The 18,919-nt window shown below is 39.5% G+C and carries 16 protein-coding genes; 6 read left to right on the plus strand and 10 right to left on the minus strand.

Translation table 11 applies throughout. The features are described from left to right. Positions 1–26 precede the first annotated feature (26 nt). The 4 genes from NGC85_RS13790 to cysM form a co-directional block, all read right to left on the minus strand. Positions 27–2,333: a bifunctional (p)ppGpp synthetase/guanosine-3',5'-bis(diphosphate) 3'-pyrophosphohydrolase gene (locus tag NGC85_RS13790; RefSeq protein ID WP_254731913.1), complete on the minus strand. Its 2,307-nt coding sequence runs from the start codon at positions 2,331–2,333 to the stop codon at positions 27–29. Positions 2,334–2,406: 73 nt separating this feature from the next. Continuing rightward, entirely contained in the window at positions 2,407–3,795 is a 1,389-nt protein-coding gene (rlmD, locus tag NGC85_RS13795) for a 23S rRNA (uracil(1939)-C(5))-methyltransferase RlmD (protein ID WP_254731926.1), read from the minus strand. Between the two features lie 9 nt (positions 3,796–3,804). Next, on the minus strand, positions 3,805–4,626 hold the full coding sequence (locus NGC85_RS13800; RefSeq protein WP_254731928.1) for a 3'-5' exonuclease: 822 nt from the start codon (positions 4,624–4,626) through the stop codon (positions 3,805–3,807). A gap of 88 nt (positions 4,627–4,714) precedes the next feature. Continuing rightward, positions 4,715–5,638, minus strand: coding sequence for a cysteine synthase CysM (cysM, locus tag NGC85_RS13805; RefSeq protein WP_169109155.1), 924 nt, complete (start codon positions 5,636–5,638; stop codon positions 4,715–4,717). A 148-nt stretch (positions 5,639–5,786) separates the two neighbouring features. On the opposite strand from cysM, the gene NGC85_RS13810 reads away from it, so the two are divergent. From NGC85_RS13810 to rsfS, 5 genes are all read left to right on the plus strand, one after another. Further along, on the plus strand, positions 5,787–8,597 hold the full coding sequence (locus NGC85_RS13810) for an ATP-binding protein (protein ID WP_254731930.1): 2,811 nt from the start codon (positions 5,787–5,789) through the stop codon (positions 8,595–8,597). A gap of 76 nt (positions 8,598–8,673) precedes the next feature. Beyond that, complete coding sequence (locus tag NGC85_RS13815) at positions 8,674–9,462, plus strand: crotonase/enoyl-CoA hydratase family protein (protein ID WP_005059413.1); 789 nt, start codon at positions 8,674–8,676, stop codon at positions 9,460–9,462. 278 nt (positions 9,463–9,740) lie between these two features. Next, a complete protein-coding gene (locus NGC85_RS13820; RefSeq protein WP_254731932.1) occupies positions 9,741–10,607 on the plus strand; it encodes an NAD(P)-dependent oxidoreductase in 867 nt (288 codons plus the stop codon). 30 nt (positions 10,608–10,637) lie between these two features. Further along, a complete protein-coding gene (locus NGC85_RS13825) occupies positions 10,638–11,432 on the plus strand; it encodes a hydroxypyruvate isomerase family protein (RefSeq protein ID WP_254731934.1) in 795 nt (264 codons plus the stop codon). Between the two features lie 81 nt (positions 11,433–11,513). Beyond that, positions 11,514–11,912 carry a ribosome silencing factor gene (gene rsfS, locus NGC85_RS13830; RefSeq protein WP_004664160.1) on the plus strand — a complete coding sequence of 133 codons (399 nt, stop codon included), beginning with the start codon at positions 11,514–11,516 and terminating at the stop codon, positions 11,910–11,912. Between the two features lie 40 nt (positions 11,913–11,952). On the opposite strand, the gene NGC85_RS13835 is transcribed toward rsfS, so the two are convergent. Continuing rightward, positions 11,953–12,567 (minus strand): hypothetical protein, encoded by a 615-nt coding sequence (locus NGC85_RS13835; RefSeq protein ID WP_254731936.1) that lies wholly within the window; start codon positions 12,565–12,567, stop codon positions 11,953–11,955. A gap of 13 nt (positions 12,568–12,580) precedes the next feature. After that, on the minus strand, positions 12,581–13,903 hold the full coding sequence (locus NGC85_RS13840; protein WP_254731938.1) for an ammonium transporter: 1,323 nt from the start codon (positions 13,901–13,903) through the stop codon (positions 12,581–12,583). Positions 13,904–14,196: 293 nt separating this feature from the next. On the opposite strand from NGC85_RS13840, the gene NGC85_RS13845 reads away from it, so the two are divergent. Further along, positions 14,197–15,021, plus strand: coding sequence for an SDR family NAD(P)-dependent oxidoreductase (locus tag NGC85_RS13845; protein ID WP_254731940.1), 825 nt, complete (start codon positions 14,197–14,199; stop codon positions 15,019–15,021). A gap of 117 nt (positions 15,022–15,138) precedes the next feature. Here the strand turns inward: NGC85_RS13845 and NGC85_RS13850 are convergent, their stop codons facing one another. The 4 genes from NGC85_RS13850 to NGC85_RS13865 all read right to left on the minus strand — a co-directional run bounded on the left by NGC85_RS13850 (position 15,139) and on the right by NGC85_RS13865 (position 18,745). After that, positions 15,139–15,702, minus strand: a complete 564-nt coding sequence (locus NGC85_RS13850) for a hypothetical protein (RefSeq protein ID WP_254731942.1) — start codon at positions 15,700–15,702, stop codon at positions 15,139–15,141. Between the two features lie 122 nt (positions 15,703–15,824). Further along, a complete protein-coding gene (locus NGC85_RS13855; protein ID WP_254731944.1) occupies positions 15,825–17,279 on the minus strand; it encodes an NAD(P)(+) transhydrogenase (Re/Si-specific) subunit beta in 1,455 nt (484 codons plus the stop codon). Positions 17,280–17,282: 3 nt separating this feature from the next. Further along, complete coding sequence (locus NGC85_RS13860; protein ID WP_005051598.1) at positions 17,283–17,606, minus strand: proton-translocating transhydrogenase family protein; 324 nt, start codon at positions 17,604–17,606, stop codon at positions 17,283–17,285. A gap of 11 nt (positions 17,607–17,617) precedes the next feature. Next, positions 17,618–18,745, minus strand: a complete 1,128-nt coding sequence (locus tag NGC85_RS13865) for a Re/Si-specific NAD(P)(+) transhydrogenase subunit alpha (RefSeq protein ID WP_005059428.1) — start codon at positions 18,743–18,745, stop codon at positions 17,618–17,620. Between the last annotated feature and the right edge of the window lie 174 nt (positions 18,746–18,919).

An 18,919-nucleotide genomic window follows, 5' to 3' on the forward strand; every position in this document is an offset into this window, starting at 1 on the left:
CTGCATATAAATGCAGCTTTTTTGTTTTAACTTCCTTGAACCAATCGTCGTGCGCTGATAATCCCTGGCTGCTGCTCTAAGCGAGCCAACAAACGAGACAACTGTGCTAGACCTTTCACCTCAATCAATAATTTCATATTGGCAATACCATCTGCCTCAGAAATCGTATTCACTTGACGAATATTGATTTGATCTGAAAAAATGACTTGGGTTAGATCTTTCAGTAAGCCGCGGCGATCATAAGCTTCAACCACGATTTGTACACTCTGGCCACGTGTAGGCTGCATTTCCCAATCTGCTTCAACAGCACGCTCGGGTTCATGTGTGGTCATACGCAGATAATCAGGGCAAGCAACTTTATGAATACTCACACCACGATTTAAAGTGATATATCCACCAATCGATTCGCCGTGTACAGGTTGACAGCATTGAGCAATATGCAGTTCCACATTGTCCAAACCATCAATCAAAATACCATGTGCGGATAAAGTATGACTTGCTCTTGGATTTAATGCAGGCTTTAAAACAAGCTCAGGTTCATCTTGATCCAAGTGCATTTGACGATTCACTTGATTCATCAAAGCATGAAGACTGATATCACCACTGACCAAAGCCACTAAAATATCATCACCAGATTTCAAATTAAAATGTGATGAATAATCTTTTAAATCAATACTTTTTGGATGAATTGCTAAGCGTGCAAGTTCTTTGTTAAGCAACTCTCGCCCAACATCAACATTCTTACTACGATCTTGTTGTCTAAACCAATGACGCAGCTTGTCACGTGCACGTCCAGTCTTAATATAACCTAGAGAGTTCACCAACCAATCACGATTTGGCTCACGATCTTTCTTGGTTAAAATCTCAACCTGCTCACCTGTTTTTAAGGTGTAGGTTAATGGCACATAACGTTGATTGACACGTGCTGCATAGCACTTATTACCGACTTCGGTATGCACATGATAAGCAAAATCTAGAACGGTCGAACCACGCGGTAACTCTTTGATATCACCATCACGACTAAATACATAAATCTTCTCAAAATTCTCAAAATCTTGAATTTGATCTATGCCATTCGACTCATCATCTTCACCATGCGGTGTGGTTTCAGTACGCTCTTGATAATGTTCCAGTACAGCACGTAAAGAATGTAATCGATGATTAAACGAATGATCGGTATTTTTCGCACCTTCTTTATAGTTGAAGTGCGAACACACACCCAATTCAGCTTCGTTATGCATTTCAAAGGTACGAATTTGCACTTCCAAAGACTTATTTTCAGCAATCACAGCAGTATGTAATGAGCGATAGCCATTCGCCTTTGGATTGGTCACATAGTCATCGAACTGGTTTGGAATATGTCGCCATAACTGGTGCACAATCCCTAATGCATGATAGCAATCAGGTACATTTTGTACGAGTACGCGGACTGCACGGATATCATAAAGCTGGTCGAAACTGAGGTTTTTGCTTTTCATTTTTCGATAAATCGAATAAATGTGCTTCACTCGCCCAGAGATTTCAGACTGAATATCATGCGCACCCAACTCAGTTTTGAGCTTATCAATCACGAATTGAATGTACTGTTCACGCTCTAAACGCTTTTCATTAAGTAAAGAGGCAATTTCTTTATAACGCTCAGGCGCAAGATAACGAAAAGCAAGATCTTCTAATTCCCATTTAAGTTGAGCGATCCCAAGACGATGCGCTAAAGGTGAATAAATGGTTAGAATTTCACGAGCAACGCGTTCTTGACGCTCTTTACTTGCTGTTGCAAGTTCTCGTAACGCATAAGTTCGCTCAGCCAACTTGATCAGTACAACGCGTACATCTTCAGTGACTGAAATCAGCATTTTATAAATACCGTTTAAGTGTTCACGCTGATTATTATTAAAATGGTCTTCTAAACGTTTATTTTTCTCAATCAGTTCAGAAAGCTTACCCATTGCAAGCGTACCTTTTACAAGGTTTAGAACTTGCTCACCAAATAACTGCTGAATATCCTCTAATGTAACCAGACCCTCACGCACACTACGATAAAGCACTGCCGCTGACAACGTGTCTTCATCTACATGTAAATGCGCCAAAATATCTGCCATACCAATACCCGTACTAAAGGTATTGTTACGATGATTAACCGTGGTTTCTAACTCTTTTGCTAAGGTAAGCTCTGCAACTTGTTGTAGTTGTTTTAGCTCCGCCCCATCCAAGATATCGCGCACTCGATCTAACCAAGAGATTAAACCTCTTTGCGCTTCAGCGGCATGTTCTACAGTCGTTTCCTCAGACAACTCATGAAGTTGCTCAGGTAACTGCTCACGTACTGTGACCATACCATTCTCCTCTGGATATGTAACTCATTTTCTAATCGTTTATCTCTTTCGTTTTTTAAAGCGATTCAACTTTTCAAAACTGTTGTGTTTTCTCAAACAACGCAATTGATTCAACATGTTCAGTGTGAGTAAACATATCCATCACTGCGGCTTTTTTAAGTTGATAGCCGTATTGTGCCAGTACACCCGCATCCCTTGCCAGTGTTGAAGGATTACATGAAACATAAACGATTCTTTTCGCTCCAAAATTCGGTACATATTGCATAACCTCAAAAGCACCAGATCGTGGAGGATCAATTAATAATGCATCAAATCCTTGTTTTGCCCAAGAATGATGCGAAAAGTCTTTTGTTAAATCTTGTGAAAAGAAAGTTGCTTGAGTTAATTGATTGGCTTTCGCGTTCTCAGTTGCTCGTTTCACCATTTCATCACTTGCTTCAACACCGATGACCTGACCTAGCTCTCCAACACAATGTGCTAAAGGCAATGAGAAATTCCCCAATCCACAGAACAGGTCTAATACTCGTTCACCTTTCTGTAATTGAAGCAATTCACATGCCAAATCAATCATTTTTCTATTTACATCACTGTTAACTTGAGTGAAATCGACAGGCGAAAATGCAAATTTAACCTGAAACTCAGTCAAACTGTAATGCAAGCGCATAGATGCTTCAGCATCATCAACACGGTGGACACTCTCTATACCTTTTGGTTGAAAATATAGCTGCCATCCTTTCTGTAACGTATATTGACGCAATTGGTTGACATCCGACACATTTAATTCATCTAAGTGACGAATTAGTAATGCAACCTCAGTATCGCCCTTTGCTAATTCTATATGACCAATATCAGCTTTGCCTGTTAGACTTTCGAGTAATTTTCTCAATTCAGGCAATGATTCGGACAAGGTTTGATCAAGAACACTACATTGCTCAATAGGAATTAAGTGATTACTGTGGTGCTCACGAAATCCCATCACTAAACGATTTTGTTTCGCAATATATCGCACCCCGATTCGAGCACGACGGCGATAATCGGTTCTGTCCGAACGAATTGGTGCTAACCATTGTTCAGGTTCCAGTCCAGCAAAATGTTCCAAATGCGATTTCAAAACATTCTGTTTCAGCAAAATTTGTTGATCGGGATGAATATGTTGCAAGCTACATCCACCACATACGCCAAAGTGCGCACAAATCGGATCAATACGTTCCTGAGAACCATCACTTTCCAGCTTGACCATTTCCGCTTCTTCTAAGCGAGTCGTTTGGTTGGTAATCTTCGCTTGAACAGTTTCACCCACCATCGCATAACGAACAAATACTTTCTTGCCATGCTTTTCTTTCGGATGATCAGGATGTGTACCATAATGCGCAATCCCACGCCCTTCATGTGAAAAAGATTCAATCTGAAAGGTATATGTTGGGTATTGGGCTGGACGATGCTGCTTTGTTCTATGTTTCAAAAGATGAACCTAATTTTTTGGCGCAAACGTATTTGCGGTGAATACAGTATATTGCGATGTTTGCTGCCATACCTGTAAAAATTCTGTTTGTTGCGTTTGCGTTTGTAAGTAATTAATTGTTGCTTCAATCAGTTGCTGATGATCTTGTTGATTCAACTGACCTTTTAACAATAACCAACGAATATAAACCAACCATGTATTTAGAACATCCCCTTCGCAATAACTGGTTAATTTTAACCACTGCTTAGTGCGGACATATTCAGGCACTTGATATCCTGACTCACCACGCTTACCAGGAAAGCCCAATAGGCACGCAATATCATCAAGTTTTTGGAAGTTTCGACCATTAAACATAGCCATCACATCCATCAAATCCACATGACGGTGATGATAACGATTTTGATAATTATTGAAGCGTTTTTGATTATCTATTTCACCTTGATCAAACAAGCTTGGTGCAGATAATCCATGATACATCGCTCGAAATAAAACAACGGGCAAATCAAATTGCGAGCCATTCCAGCTAATTAACGTTGGCTGTTTTTTATCAAAAATTGATAAAAACTTAGTCAACATTTCTGCTTCAGAATTTTGCTCCTGACTAAAAGAAAATAGTCGAAAACCCTTTTCATCAATCCACAAACCTGAAATACACACGATTTCATGTAAAGGTAGACGCTGAAAATCCATTCCCGACTCTTGACGGCGAATTTTAGTCAGCGCCTGCTCTACATCTGTCTCAGGTAAATCTAAATGATATAGATGAGCCCCTGCCTTTAAATCGGTCAGTGTTTCAATATCAAAAACTAAAATCGGAAAACGTAAATTCATCTTAAAATCTCTTCAAATCCCTCCCCACCTCCCTTTGATAAAGTAAGGCGTTCCCCATCTTTTAAAAAGAGGGGGTTAGGGGTAGATTTTAATCTTGAACTGAGAATAATCCCGTTGATAAATAACGATCACCACGATCACAAATGATACATACAATGACTGCATCAGGGGTTTCTTCAGCAATTTTGATCGATGCCCAAACAGCACCACCTGAAGAGGTGCCTGCACTGATACCTTCGGTACGTGCCAATTTACGCATGGTTTTTTCAGCTTCAATTTGTGGAATATCAATGATTCGATCCACACGACTGCGATCAAAAATCGTTGGTAAATAGGCTTCTGGCCATCGACGAATTCCCGCAATGCTCGAACCATCAGAAGGTTGCAGACCGACAATTTGAATATCAGGATTTTGTTCTTTTAAATATTTAGACACACCCATGATCGTGCCTGTGGTTCCCATCGAACTGACAAAATGGGTAATTTTTCCACCCGTTTGTTTCCAGATTTCAGGACCGGTGGTGAGATAATGAGCTTCCACATTATCTGGGTTTCCAAACTGATTCAGTACAAAACCATTGCCTTGTTCTTGCATCTTTAACGCAAGATCACGCGCACCTTCCATACCTTGTTGCTGAGTCACTTCGATTAACTCTGCGCCATAAGCCAACATTGCATCTTTACGCTCTTGGCTCATATTATTGGGCATGATGAGCTTCATTTTATAACCGCGCATGGCTGCAACCATTGCCAAAGCAATACCAGTATTGCCACTAGTAGCTTCGATTAAGGTATCACCGGGTTGAATTTGTCCGCGCTTTTCTGCTTGAACAATCATGTTATACGCTGGGCGATCTTTAACTGAGCCAGCTGGATTATTCCCTTCTAATTTCGCCAATACAGTCGCTTGAGTATGACTTGCTAAACGTTGCAAACGTACTAAAGGGCTTTTACCGACATAAGCATCCAGTAAAAATTCATCTGCTAAAAAATCAGTTTGCGTGTTCGTCATGATCGACACCGGCATTAAGGTGGCGACTATTGTATGAAAAAATAAGAAATACTGCACCTTTTCACTGTGCTTTTTATTAACTAGTACATGCCTCGCTTATCTTAAAGCGTGCTAAGATGTTTCGCAGAATGATAAATCTGACCGCACTATGTCAAATTTTAATAAAACCTTAACTAAGCGTTTACGGCTCAATCATGCTTACGGTCAACTGATTGCACTTATTTTAGTCCCAATTGCAATTTTGACAGGTGTAGGAATTATTTGGGTTTTATCCGAAACCACTAATGCAGCTAAGCAACAACAGCGTTCAGATGCTTCAGCAATATTGGCGCGTTATCATGAAACTGCAACTGATTTACTTCAATTGGTACAACAACATCCAGATCAATATGATCGCGCACAAAACATCATGCAAAAAATGTTTGATGAAAAAAATTTACAACGCGCCGTATTAATTGATAGTCAAGGTCAGACTTATTTAAGTGTCGGTTACCAAAATAATCGTTTTTGGCCGACTTTTCCTAGCGACAGCAATTTTTTTGGTCCAATCGCACATAATCACAATAGTATCTACGGTGGAAAACTAGATAAAAATAATTCAAACCCAGTTTGGTTGATGATTGAACTTGATAATCAACCTTTGGAACTTGCGCGTTATAAGATTCTATTATCTCTCGTTGCAACAGGATTGATTACATTACTAATTTTGCTTTTTTGCTTAAATGTTTTCTCGCGTCGCTGGCTTGCTCCGCTTTATGAAATTCGGATGCAAATGCAACGTTTAAATGCAGACACCTTAGACCAGCATATTGTCGTCAATAGTACTGGCGAATTACGCCTTTTACAGCGTGATATTGCCAATGTGGTCAAACGCTTACACTTTAGCTTTCTAGAATTAAAAGAACATACCGAACAAACCGAAGAAGATCTCCGCCGTACATTAGATACTCTTGAAGTTCAAAACATTACTTATCGTCAGGCACGTGACCAAGCGATTTCATCAAACCAATCCAAGTCGGTCTTTTTAGCAAATATCAGTCATGAACTTAGAACACCACTAAATAGTATTGATGGTTTTATTCACTTATTGTTACGTCAACAAAACTTGAGTAATGAACAAAATTTATATCTGCAAACCATCCGAAAATCTTCTGCTCATCTGTTGGCATTGATTAACGATGTATTAGATTTTTCCAAAATTGATGCAGGAAAATTAGAACTCGAAACAGCCCCTTTTGATCTTGAAGAAGCCATCTTTGATGTGATGGATATGCTTTCGCCGTTGGCGGCACAAAAACATATCAACATGGCATTTTACTATGCTGAAAATATTCCACAGCATGTCGTCGGCGATGCATTACGCTTTAAGCAGATTCTGACTAATCTTATTTCTAATGCCATCAAATTCACACCTGATGGTGAAATTATTGTTCGCGTTCGCATGGAAGATGATGAAATTGGACAATGCTTACTACATTTTAGTGTGCAAGACAGTGGTATCGGACTTAGTGGTACGGATCGTAAAAAACTGTTTGAGTCTTTCTCACAAGGAGATGCTTCGGTTACACGTCAATTTGGTGGAACGGGTTTAGGCTTAGCGATTTCGAAGCAACTGGTGCATTTGATGCACGGTCAGATTGGCTTCGAAGACAATCAAGAACGTGCACCAACAGAAAAAGGCTCGACCTTTTGGTTTACAGCATCGTTTAAAGTTGAAGAACAAAATGAATTTGTTGAACATCCTCATTTTGATCACTTACAAGTGGTGTCATATCTAGCGCATCCTGCAACTGCGAGTGTGCTACGTTCATACTTAGAAAATTATCGTGTCTCACATATTGAGACGCAATCAATTTTAGATTTATTCAGTCGATTAAATCATCTGAATCAGCAAGAAAACACATGGCTTATTGTTGATCATAGTGGTGATACCGAAGCATTACTCAAAGAAATCAGACAACGTTATCAAGGACATTTAGCCGTTTACGGTTATCAAATGAGCCTTGAACCAAACATGCTCAATGAATATCGTGCTCGTCCTCTGTACCAACCACTGAGTCGTCGTGAACTGATTCAATTATTGGGTAATCAACCTATTTTTGAACAGGAAGAAGAAGATTTTAACGGTCAAGGCTTACATGTCTTGGCAGTTGATGATCATCTACCCAACTTAATTGTGCTTGAAGCATTATTGGGTGAGTTAAACGTAACCACAACTAAAGCACTCAGTGGACAAAAAGCGATTGATATTATTCAAGAACGGATTGAACAGAAATCACCACCATTTGATTTAGTCTTTATGGACATTCAAATGCCTGTTATGTCCGGTATTGATACTACACGTGCGATTCGCTCATTAGAATCAACATTAGACACGGGTATGCAACTGCCGATCATTGCACTAACAGCACATGCCCTTGCAGATGAAAAACAAAAATTGCTCAAAGTCGGTATGAATGACTATGTGACCAAACCGATACAGATGGAACAGATTATTCAAATCCTTACGCATTGGACCAAAAATAATTTTAGCTCTCAGCCTGTCAATGTTGAACAAAAACGACCGACTGAATCGATTGATCCACAAATTTTAAATTGGCAACAAAGTGTGCAACTGGCAGCCAACAAAGAAGACTTAGCACAAGACCTACTTGGCATGTTAGTCGATAGTTTTGATACAGAGTTGACTGAAATGCAGCAACTGATAGAGATGGAAGATTTCCCACAGTTGGAACATGTATTACACCGTCTTTATGGTGCAACTCGCTATGTCGGCACGCCCAATCTACAGCACGTTTCTGGTGAATTTGAGCAATTTGTTTCTACGTTACGTAAAGAACGCCGTAAAGCCGACGATAGCTTTATTCGAGAAACCAATCATCGTTTTAACGAGTTAAATACGGCAATTGAACAAGTGAGACAAGCTGCCAATTTGGTCTTACACTCTCACGACAGTTAATGTGACTGTGGTGTCATGTTTCGCATGAAAGACTCATGCTATGCTGCCACCATCAAACACAATAAGAGTATGGCGAATGGCACTTTTACGTATTGAAAAGAACAATGGCATTGCAACAGTTTCTTTAAATCGACCAGACAAACGTAATGCAATGAGTTTTGCATTATTAAAAGAATTGGTTGCAACCGCAAAGAAAATCGAAAAAGATCGTTCAATTCGTTGTGTCATTTTAACAGGCGAAGCTCAGGTATTTAGTGCAGGTATCGACCTATCAGACCTCAACAATCCTAAAAATACAGCTTTTGCAGCTTGGGAACTGATCAAGCCAGGACAAAGTCTATTTCAAAAGGCTTTTCTTATTTGGCAGAACTTACCTATTCCTGTAATTGCAGCCATTGAAGGTTACTGTTTTGGTGCAGGTATGCAACTCGCGCTGGCTGCTGATATCCGTATTGCAACACCAAGCACTCAAATGTCCATCATGGAAAGTCGTTGGGGATTGGTTCCTGATATGGGTTTAACACGCTCATTAAAAGGTTTGATTGGTGTTGATTTAGCAAAAGAGCTGACGCTTACCGCGCGTATTTTCGATGCTGAATATGCCAAAAAAATTGGTTTAGTCACACACTTAGATAACGATCCATTAGCAAAAGCGAATACGATTGCACAAGAAATTTTACAACGTTCTCCTGATGCGATTATGGCTGCGAAACGTGTCTTAGATGCGATGGAACATCAACCTGAAAAATCGCTTCGCCTAGAGAAACTTTGGCAACTCAAATTACTATTAGGTAAGAACAGTGCACTTGCACGTAAAAAAGATAAAAATCCTGAAATTGAGTTTTTACCAAGACAATATAAATAATATCCATCACCTTATTAGTTATGGTGGGTGGATGATATCAAGATCACTTGTTGCACAGAGGCAATATGAATCCTGCCTCCGTTCAACAAAGGATTTTGTTACTTTTCATCAATTAAAAGTCAGGTTGAGGTCTACCAAAGATATTAAGATTCTTCATCACTGAATTAAGCTATGTAAACTTTAAACACTTATATTACATAGACGACCAATCACATTTCCAAACGTCCTATTTTCAACGAAAAGTTTAAATCAAAATACTGAGGTTATTGAGTTTCTCTATGCACATCGATCATCAAACACCAATTGCTTTTTTAGGTATGGGTTTAATGGGTACTCGTATGACTACCCGCTTGCTTGATGCAGGCTATAAGGTAGCTGTATGGAATCGCAGCCCACAAGCATGTGAACCGCTTATTCAGCAAGGTGCTCAGGCATTAACTTTTGAAAATATTGGAAATTATCCGATTATTTTGACTTGTTTAGCGGATGATAAAGCTGTTCAAAGTGTATATAGTCAAATCAAGCCCCATTTGGTGGCTGAACAAATCATCGTTGATTTTTCCAGTCTATCCGTATCAGCCACTCAAGAACTGGCTCAATCAGCTCAACAGCAACATGTCACTTGGATTGACTCACCCGTATCAGGTGGAACGATGGGTGCGGAACAAGGTACGTTGGTCATTTTTGCAGGCGGTAATGCGCAAACAATTCAAATATTAGCGCCTATTTATCAGGTACTCTCTCAGCGAGTGACTCGCATGGGTGATACTGGAACAGGGCAAGCCACTAAGATTTGTAATCAACTGATTGTGGCAGCAAATAGCGCGTTGATTGCTGAAGCAGTCGCACTCGCTCAGCATGCAGGCGTCGATACAACACTACTCGCGCCAGCTCTGGCTGGAGGGTTCGCTGATTCGAAACCATTCCAAATTTTAGCGCCTCGTATGGCCACCCACACATTTGAACCAGTACAATGGAAAGTGAAAACCTTATCAAAAGATCTTAACAATGCTTTACATCTAGCACAAAATTTTAATTTAAAGATACCTGTTGCACAAAAAGCACTCACACAGTTACAAGCTCACCAAGAAAATGGCTTTGCCGAGAATGATTTAGCAACTATCATTCAATATATAGAACAATAATTTAAACTTATTATGTCAGGGAGTTTGAACATGAGTAATCTTGCCGTCAATTTATCCATGATTTTTACTGAAGTGCCTTTAATTGAGCGTTTTGCCTTAGCACATGCACATGGCTTTCAGCATGTTGAAATTCAATTCCCTTATGAATTAGAAATTATTGATATTCAAAATCAATTGGAACAATACAATTTATCCTTATGTCTGATTAATGTTCCTGCTGGGGACTTGATGCAAGGCGGGAATGGTTTAGCAGGTATTCCTGGTAAAGAAGTTGAATTTCATCATGCACTTGAGCTAGCTATTCGCTATGCCACTGCATTGAATGTCCCTCGAGTAAACATTCTGGCAGGTAAACAACCTTTAGATGCAGACCTTTTACCCTGCCTAAATACCCTATCTAGCAATCTAAAGCTAGCTTGTCATCTATTATCTGAGCAAGGCATTGAACCTGTTTTTGAAATGATTAATGGCACAGATATGCCGCGTTTTCTTGTCCAAAATATTGCACAAGCACAAGAAATGTTGGAAGCAATTAATCATCCAGCACTGAAAATGCAATACGATTGCTATCATATGGCGATGATGGGTGAAGACGTTTTGGCAGGCTTACAAGAAAATTTGCATCAAATTGGACATATTCAATTTGCTGATTGTCCAAATCGTCATGAACCAGATACAGGTAGCATCGCGTATAAACAGATTTTTGACTGGTTACTTCAAAGTGACTATCAAGGTTTTATTGGTGCGGAATACAGACCACAATATCAATCAGATCAATCATTTGCATGGAAAAAGAAATACTTTTCAAATGATGTGAATACATAAACTGTTACGGCTAAAATTTGAATTTCCTAGAGAAAAACGGTATATTTAACGATGAGCAATTGTCAGGAAAATATACCCTCTATGAATTTAGAACCATCGCCCAGCGCTTCTAATTCTCACGACCTAAAAATCAAAACAGCTAACAAAGATGTACATGCTTGTTTAAAAGTTGTACATGAAGCCCTCACTGATGTAAAAGCCAAAGATATTCTTGAACTTGATGTAAGTTCTATCAGTAATGTTGCCGATGCAATTGTGATTGCAAGTGGTACTTCAACACGTCACGTTAAAGCACTTGCTGATAACGTTGCTGATGAAGCACGTAAAGCAGGTTTTCGTCCAATCGGTGTCGAAGGTGAACGCGATGCTGAATGGATCTTAATTGATTTAGGTTTCGTCGTTGTTCATGTGATGTTACCTACAGCTCGTAAATTTTATGATCTTGAAAGCTTATGGCGCGCGCCTGAATCAGTAGCTTAAAGTTCTAAAAAAAGCGACCCAATTGGTCGCTTTTTCATTTCTACAATAATTGTTTAAAATCAATGTCTGGATTTTTCAACTTTATCTGATTTTTAGTTAGAGCATACAATTGATCAGCTTTTACAGGTCCATAAAAGTCGCAATAAATCGCATATAACATCGTGATCATTACACTGTACATCTCTTGCGGCATTTGCATTAAACATTTTCGCTCCGAGCCTGCAACATAAAAAAACTGTGCTAATTGCCGATGTTTTTTCATCTTGGTTTGGATTTCCTCAACAAATTCAAGATAATCATCTCGACTGACTGCTTTTAAAACCTCCATAATAAAATCATAAAACACTTCAAATAAACCAAGCTCATTTAAATTTGATTCAATAACAGCAGCGTCTTCTTTCTTAACCTTTAATCGTTGTTGCTTTTCTACTACCGATATTTCGTGCAAAACTTGGCGCAACATTTCCTTGCGTTGTTGACGAAGTTCATCATTGGTACAAATTTCATTTAAGAATCGATTTAAAACAAAAGAAGGCTGATGACCATATTCAGTCTCCCAATATTTTAAAACACGCTGTAAAACAGTTTCAGGTAAAAATTGTGCGAGTCCCTTCTCCACAGCCAAACGCTTTTGCTCGATCGTTAACTCAGCCATAGCAACTCCTCTGTTAATGACGATGCGTAATATTGTCTGTTTCAAAAGTTAAATCTCTTTGAAACTCTGGATAAGACAATTCTGCGTGTTCGGTATAGTCCAAACCACGTTGCTCGTGTTGTTGCGAAACTCTTAAACCACCTAAAATCTTATCCAAAACCTTAAACATAATTAAAGCAACACCAAATCCCCAAAGGAATGCAGCCCCCACTCCTAGCGCTTGGATTGAAATAATGTCTAAATTGAATATATTGCTTTCAAAGAATATCCCCGCCGCCAGTGTTCCCCATGCGCCACATACACCATGTACTGCAACAGCATCTACAACATCATCTAACTGCATTTTTTCAATTAAATAAGGAACAAAACTCATTAAAAAACCAGCCACAGCACCAGTTAAAACTGCATAAATGGGTGACATGGTGGCACAACCAGCCGTAATAGCGACCAACCCGCCTAATGATGCATTAATGGTACTGCGCATCAATACTGCTTTTGATTGTACTAACGCTAGAACCATGTAGGTTGCAGCCGCAGCACATGCAGCCAAATGAGTGTTTAATGCAATCCGACCAATACTTACACTTGCAGAAACAGTCGATGCTGCATTAAAACCAAACCATGCAAACCAGAGAATAAATCCACCTAATGCAACCAATGGTAAACTATGCCCTGCTAAAAAATGGCTTTGTCCTTTACGACCAAATCTACCTAAACGCGGTCCCAATACAATAATACCAGCAAGTGCAACCCAACCACCGATTGAGTGCACCACCGTTGAACCAGCAAAATCAATAAACCCCAAGGCTTTTAGCCAACCATCACCACCAAATAAACTGCCCCACGCCCAACTGCCAAACACTGGGTAGATCACACCACTTACAAAAATTGCGCTCACCACGTAAGCAACAAAATGGATACGTTCAGCCATCGCACCACTTGCAATTGTAGTCGCAGTGGCAGCAAACATCATCTGAAAGAACAACAAATTCCAATGCCAATCATCCATTTGATTTGGCATAAAATGACTCAGACCTATCCAGCCTGTTTGATTCAACCCAAACATGAGACCGAAACCAAATAACCAAAATATCAATCCCCCAATACAGGTATCCATATAGTTTTTCATTAACACATTAACGGTATTTTTACTGCGAACCGAGCCACTCTCAATAAGTGCAAATCCAGCCTGCATAAAAAAAACCAAAATACCTCCAACAACCACCCAAATACTATCAAGCGAAATACGAATTTCTTGAATATTGGGTGCTGTTTGCGCCGAAGTTTGAGATGAGAGAAATAATAAGAATGGCAAAATAAAAATTATACTTTTCATTGAATTCCCCAAGTAAGACCAAGTAATTCGATGCAAAGACAATGCCAAAACGTTTATATAATTATTTTATACTTTCTGTGATTTATATTTGTTCTCAATAGAATTAAGCTGCTTTAGCTCATATGCAATATACATATTCTTCAATCATCTATTCACTTTCTATAAGTCCGTATTTTCATAATCAAAAGTTGAGTCTTTCATTTGTAAAATTTGACATGACAAATTGTCAAATTTAAAGCACTATAGGATTGCTTTGAGAACTCAGAAATAAAAAGTAGCAAAGGAGTATATAGATGAAAGTTTTGATTACAGGTGCGAATACAGGAATCGGTTTCGCAACTGCCGAGCGATTGATTAAACAAGGGCAACATGTCATTCTTGCCTGTCGTAATCCACAAAAAGCACAAGCTGCCCAAGATAAATTACGTGCATTTGACCAAGGACAAGTTGATCTTATTTCCTTAGATCTAAACAGTCTAGAAAATACAAATAAAGCTGCCAATGAAATTGCTGATCGCTATGGCAATTTGGATGTATTAATTAACAATGCTGGTCTTTTTGCCAAAACCAAGCAACTCACCGCTGATGGCTTTGAACAACAATTTGGGGTGAATTATCTCGGTCACTTTCTTTTGACTCAAAAACTACTCCCAGTCTTAGAAAAATCAGCTCAAGCTCGTATTGTACATCTTGCTTCAATTGCACACTGGGCTGGTTCAATCAAACCTAATAAGTTCCGTGCAGAAGGTTTTTACAATCCGCTGTTTTATTATGGGCAGTCTAAGTTAGCGAATCTTTTATTCAGCAATGCCCTTGCTGAAAGATTCGCAGGCACCACTATTACCAATAACGCATTACACCCTGGCGGTGTTGCTTCTGATATTTATCGAGAACTGCCAAAACCTATTTATGAAGTTATGAAAATAGGTTTAGTACCTACTTCAGTTCCCGCAAAACTCATCACTGAAATGGCGATTGGAGATCATTGGGCAAACCGCAATGGCGAATATGTTAGTGCACATATGCCAGACTGGAAATCAGCACATGCTAAAAACCAACAGTTTGCACGCGATCTTTATACTCAGTCTATGGATCTGGTAGAAAAGTATCTAAAATAAGTCAAATAAAAAAGCCGCCTAACCGACTGTCCAACTTTTTGAAATCAGATCATTAGGCAGCTTTTTACAATTCAAATGAGGTCAGATTCTTGATCGTCAATAGTTTCTCTACAAACCTTAATCAATAATTCTATTTTTTTCAATTACAGTCTCTTCTAACTCACGAGTTACACTACTTGTGGTTTTATAAACATCTTCATGTTCCATAAAATACAAATTCCAAAAACCTAGCTCCTTACCGTCCTTATCATATTCTTGAGAATGGTGTAGTTCATAATTACTTATTTTATAATAATATAAATTTCCATTTTTATCGAAGTGATTAGTTCTAGATCCTAACAAATCTTCATTAAATTCAATTACATCAACCCCCATCAATATAAATTTATCATCCATCAAAATATAATTATCTACTCTAGAAATATTCTTTGTTCTATCATTTGGAAGTTCTTGATAGGCAACTAATTTATAATTTTCTCCTGCATAGATTTCAATTGTACCAACTCTGTTTAAACGATTAATTATAGTGATTTCTTCATAGATAAAATTATTATCTTTATCTAAGCAGGTAATTTTGGAAGATACCCAAATAGATCGCTCCATCCCAATATCTAAATCATTAAATATAATCTTTTTTATTGGATAGTCTTCATGTGCTTCTTGAACTGTGACTTCAATCATGATGTAAAGATATGAATTAGAGCATTATTATCAGTATGTATTAGCTTATAAGATATAGTCATTTTTTCAAGTAATAAAAAAGCCACCCGAGGGTGGCTTTTACAATCTTGAGCGAGGTCTGATTAGTGACCACCACCATTGATTGCTTTCGTCATATCTTCAACAACTTTCTTCGCATCACCGAAGATCATCATGGTTTTTTCATTATAGAACAAATCGTTGTCTAAGCCAGCATAACCTGTTGCCATAGAACGCTTGATCACCATGATGGTACGTGCTTTATGCGCTTCAAGAATAGGCATACCATAAATTGGTGATGTCGGATCGTCTTTCGCCGCAGGGTTTACTACGTCATTCGCACCAATCACAAGTACTACGTCTGTTGCAGGGAAGTCTGAGTTAATCTCATCCATTTCCAAGATGTCTTCATAAGCAACATCTGCTTCTGCTAATAATACGTTCATGTGACCAGGCATACGACCTGCAACTGGGTGAATCGCGAAGCGAACTTTTACACCCTGTTCTTTCAAGATTTCACACAATTCTTTCACCGCATTCTGTGCACGACCTTGTGCCATACCATAACCCGGCACAATCACAACGCTATCGGCATTTGACATCAGGAAGCCTGCGTCATCTGCTGAACCAGAACGGTGATTACGTTGAACTTGCTCACCTTTATCTGCTGATGTAACTGCTGTACCACCCATCGCACCACCAAACAATACGTTGATGATTGAACGGTTCATCGCCTTACACATGATGTAAGAAAGAATTGCACCAGAAGAACCTACAAGCGAACCAGCAACGATCAACATATTGTTTTCAAGTGTGAAACCAATACCTGCTGCCGCCCAGCCTGAGAATGAGTTAAGAAGTGATACCACAACTGGCATATCACCACCGCCCACTGGCGCAATCCAAACCCAACCAAATGCAAGTGCAAGTGCTGTCATTGCCCAGAAAGCAGTCATGTTATTCGTTAAGAAGAACATAATGCCTGCCGCAAGCATTGCAGCAAAGATAAGCGCTTGAACAGGTTTGACCCATGCACCAGAAATGGTTTTTGCCCATTTCTTCGCAGCTAACTTGCCGTAAGCAAATACTGATGCTGTAAATGTAATCGCACCAACGAAGCAACCTACAAACAATTCAAATAAATGAACTTTGCTCATATGGGCATGCTGTACACCAGCAGCTGTTAACGCAGCTTCATTTTCAGCAAACAATGCTGTCAATTGGTTGTTATGCAAAATTGCAGCAATCGCAATTAATACCGCAGCCAAACCAACCAATGAGTGCATTAATGCAACTGTTTCAGGCATTTGTGTCATCGGTACAGTTCGCGCACGAGCGATACCAACTACACCACCAAGCACCATCGCACCAACGATCATCCAAACCACAGGATGTTCTGCAACAAAGAAGGTTGTTGCTACAGCAATCGCCATAGCGATCATGCCGTAACGGTTACCTGCAATCGCAGTCTTAGGACCTGATAAACCACGTAAGGTTAAGATAAAAAGGACGGCACCGATCAGGTAGAACCATTCCGCATAGTCTCGAATAAATTCCATCGATTAGCCCTCTTTTTTCTTTTGCTTTGGCTTGAACATTTCAAGCATACGCGCAGTTACAGCAAAGCCACCAAAGATATTGATACTTGCCAAGAACACCGCAATCGCACCAAGGACACTGACAACGTTTACGCTTTGAAATGCAACATTTGCGTCTAACCCAATCACTGGCATACCCACAGTTTGGATCATTGCTCCAACAACAATAATTGAAGACAACGCATTGGTTACTGCCATAAGTGGTGTATGTAAAGCAGGTGTTACACCCCAAACCACGTAATAACCCACGAAGATAGCAAGGACGAAAATTGTAATCGTTTCAACCATGAGAACTCTCCTTAACCGCGCTTGAGCAGTACTTGACCGCCATGAGTCACGAGTAACGCTTTTTGGATTTCTTCTTCTGGATTAATCGCAAAGTTTTTGTCTTTGTCGAATAATGTTTCAAGGAAGTTGAAAACGTTACGTGCATACAATGCAGATGCTTCTGTTGCAACTGTGCCTGGAATATTTGGAATACCCAAAATTTTCACGCCATTTTCAGTAACAACAGTTTCGCCTTCTTTAGAACCTTCAACGTTACCGCCCGTTTCAACTGCCATATCTAAAATGACAGAACCCGGTTTCATTTTGGCAACGGTTTCAGCTTTAATTAAACGCGGAGCATTACGACCTGGGATCAATGCAGTGGTGATTACGATGTCAGCATTTGATACCGCTTTATCTACAATCGCAGCTTGATCTTTGATGTATTGCTCACCTGGCTGCCAACCATAACCACTTTTCGCAGCTTCAGCAGCACGTTGTTTTTCTTCATCTGACATTGGTACGTCTAACCATTTACCGCCTAAAGACTCAACTTGTTCTTTAGCAGTTGGACGTAAGTCAGTTGCTTCAACAACCGCACCTAAACGTTTTGCAGTCGCAATTGCTTGAAGACCAGCAACACCAACACCCATGATCACAACACGCGCAGGTTTTACGGTACCCGCAGCAGTCATTAACATTGGGAACATACGTTGATATTCAGCCGCAGCTAACAATACAGATTTATAACCCGCCAAGTTTGCTTGAGAAGAAAGTACATCCATGTTTTGTGCACGTGAAAGTGTACGTGGAAGTAACTCTAAAGCAAAAGCAGACACTTGCTGAGCAGCAAATTGGTCTAATTCTGGATTGCGGTAAGGGTCAAACATTGCAATAACAGCCGTATTCGCCGCAAGTTTTTGAATTTCGTCACCGCTAGGAGCACGTACCTTCAAAACAATCTGGCTGCCTGTATAAGCATCGTCCGTAATAGTTGCGCCAACTTGTTCATATGCACTGTCAATATAGGCTGCTTTAACACCAGCGCCACGTTGAATGACAATGCTATGACCTGCGTTAATCAACTTCTTAACTGTTTCTGGTGTTGCCGCTACACGACTTTCACCTGCAACAGTTTCGGTTGGGATTCCGATCTGCATGAGCGTTCCTCAAGCTAGTTTTTCTTAAGTAAACATCGCGAGTCGCAATGTTTCCCCCAGGAGTATTCTTTGTTGAATTTTGGATTCTAATGGAACTTTTTTAAAATTCCACCCAATATTTATTTAATAAATACCTATATTTTGAACTGATGATTCAGATTAATGTTTACAACT

Origin of the sequence: Acinetobacter sp. Z1 (genome assembly GCF_024296945.1) — a bacterium.
Classification (GTDB): Bacteria; Pseudomonadota; Gammaproteobacteria; order Pseudomonadales; family Moraxellaceae; genus Acinetobacter; species Acinetobacter beijerinckii.

Coding starts and splice junctions, on each gene's coding strand:
- NGC85_RS13790 (WP_254731913.1), bottom strand. CDS start 2,333: ATGGTCACAGTACGTGAGCAGTTACCTGAGCAACTTCATGAGTTGTCT.
- NGC85_RS13800 (WP_254731928.1), bottom strand. CDS start 4,626: ATGAATTTACGTTTTCCGATTTTAGTTTTTGATATTGAAACACTGACC.
- cysM (WP_169109155.1), bottom strand. CDS start 5,638: ATGACGAACACGCAAACTGATTTTTTAGCAGATGAATTTTTACTGGAT.
- NGC85_RS13810 (WP_254731930.1), top strand. CDS start 5,787: ATGTCAAATTTTAATAAAACCTTAACTAAGCGTTTACGGCTCAATCAT.
- NGC85_RS13815 (WP_005059413.1), top strand. CDS start 8,674: ATGGCACTTTTACGTATTGAAAAGAACAATGGCATTGCAACAGTTTCT.
- NGC85_RS13820 (WP_254731932.1), top strand. CDS start 9,741: ATGCACATCGATCATCAAACACCAATTGCTTTTTTAGGTATGGGTTTA.
- NGC85_RS13825 (WP_254731934.1), top strand. CDS start 10,638: ATGAGTAATCTTGCCGTCAATTTATCCATGATTTTTACTGAAGTGCCT.
- rsfS (WP_004664160.1), top strand. CDS start 11,514: ATGAATTTAGAACCATCGCCCAGCGCTTCTAATTCTCACGACCTAAAA.
- NGC85_RS13835 (WP_254731936.1), bottom strand. CDS start 12,567: ATGGCTGAGTTAACGATCGAGCAAAAGCGTTTGGCTGTGGAGAAGGGA.
- NGC85_RS13840 (WP_254731938.1), bottom strand. CDS start 13,903: ATGAAAAGTATAATTTTTATTTTGCCATTCTTATTATTTCTCTCATCT.
- NGC85_RS13845 (WP_254731940.1), top strand. CDS start 14,197: ATGAAAGTTTTGATTACAGGTGCGAATACAGGAATCGGTTTCGCAACT.
- NGC85_RS13850 (WP_254731942.1), bottom strand. CDS start 15,702: ATGATTGAAGTCACAGTTCAAGAAGCACATGAAGACTATCCAATAAAA.
- NGC85_RS13855 (WP_254731944.1), bottom strand. CDS start 17,279: ATGGAATTTATTCGAGACTATGCGGAATGGTTCTACCTGATCGGTGCC.
- NGC85_RS13860 (WP_005051598.1), bottom strand. CDS start 17,606: ATGGTTGAAACGATTACAATTTTCGTCCTTGCTATCTTCGTGGGTTAT.
- NGC85_RS13865 (WP_005059428.1), bottom strand. CDS start 18,745: ATGCAGATCGGAATCCCAACCGAAACTGTTGCAGGTGAAAGTCGTGTA.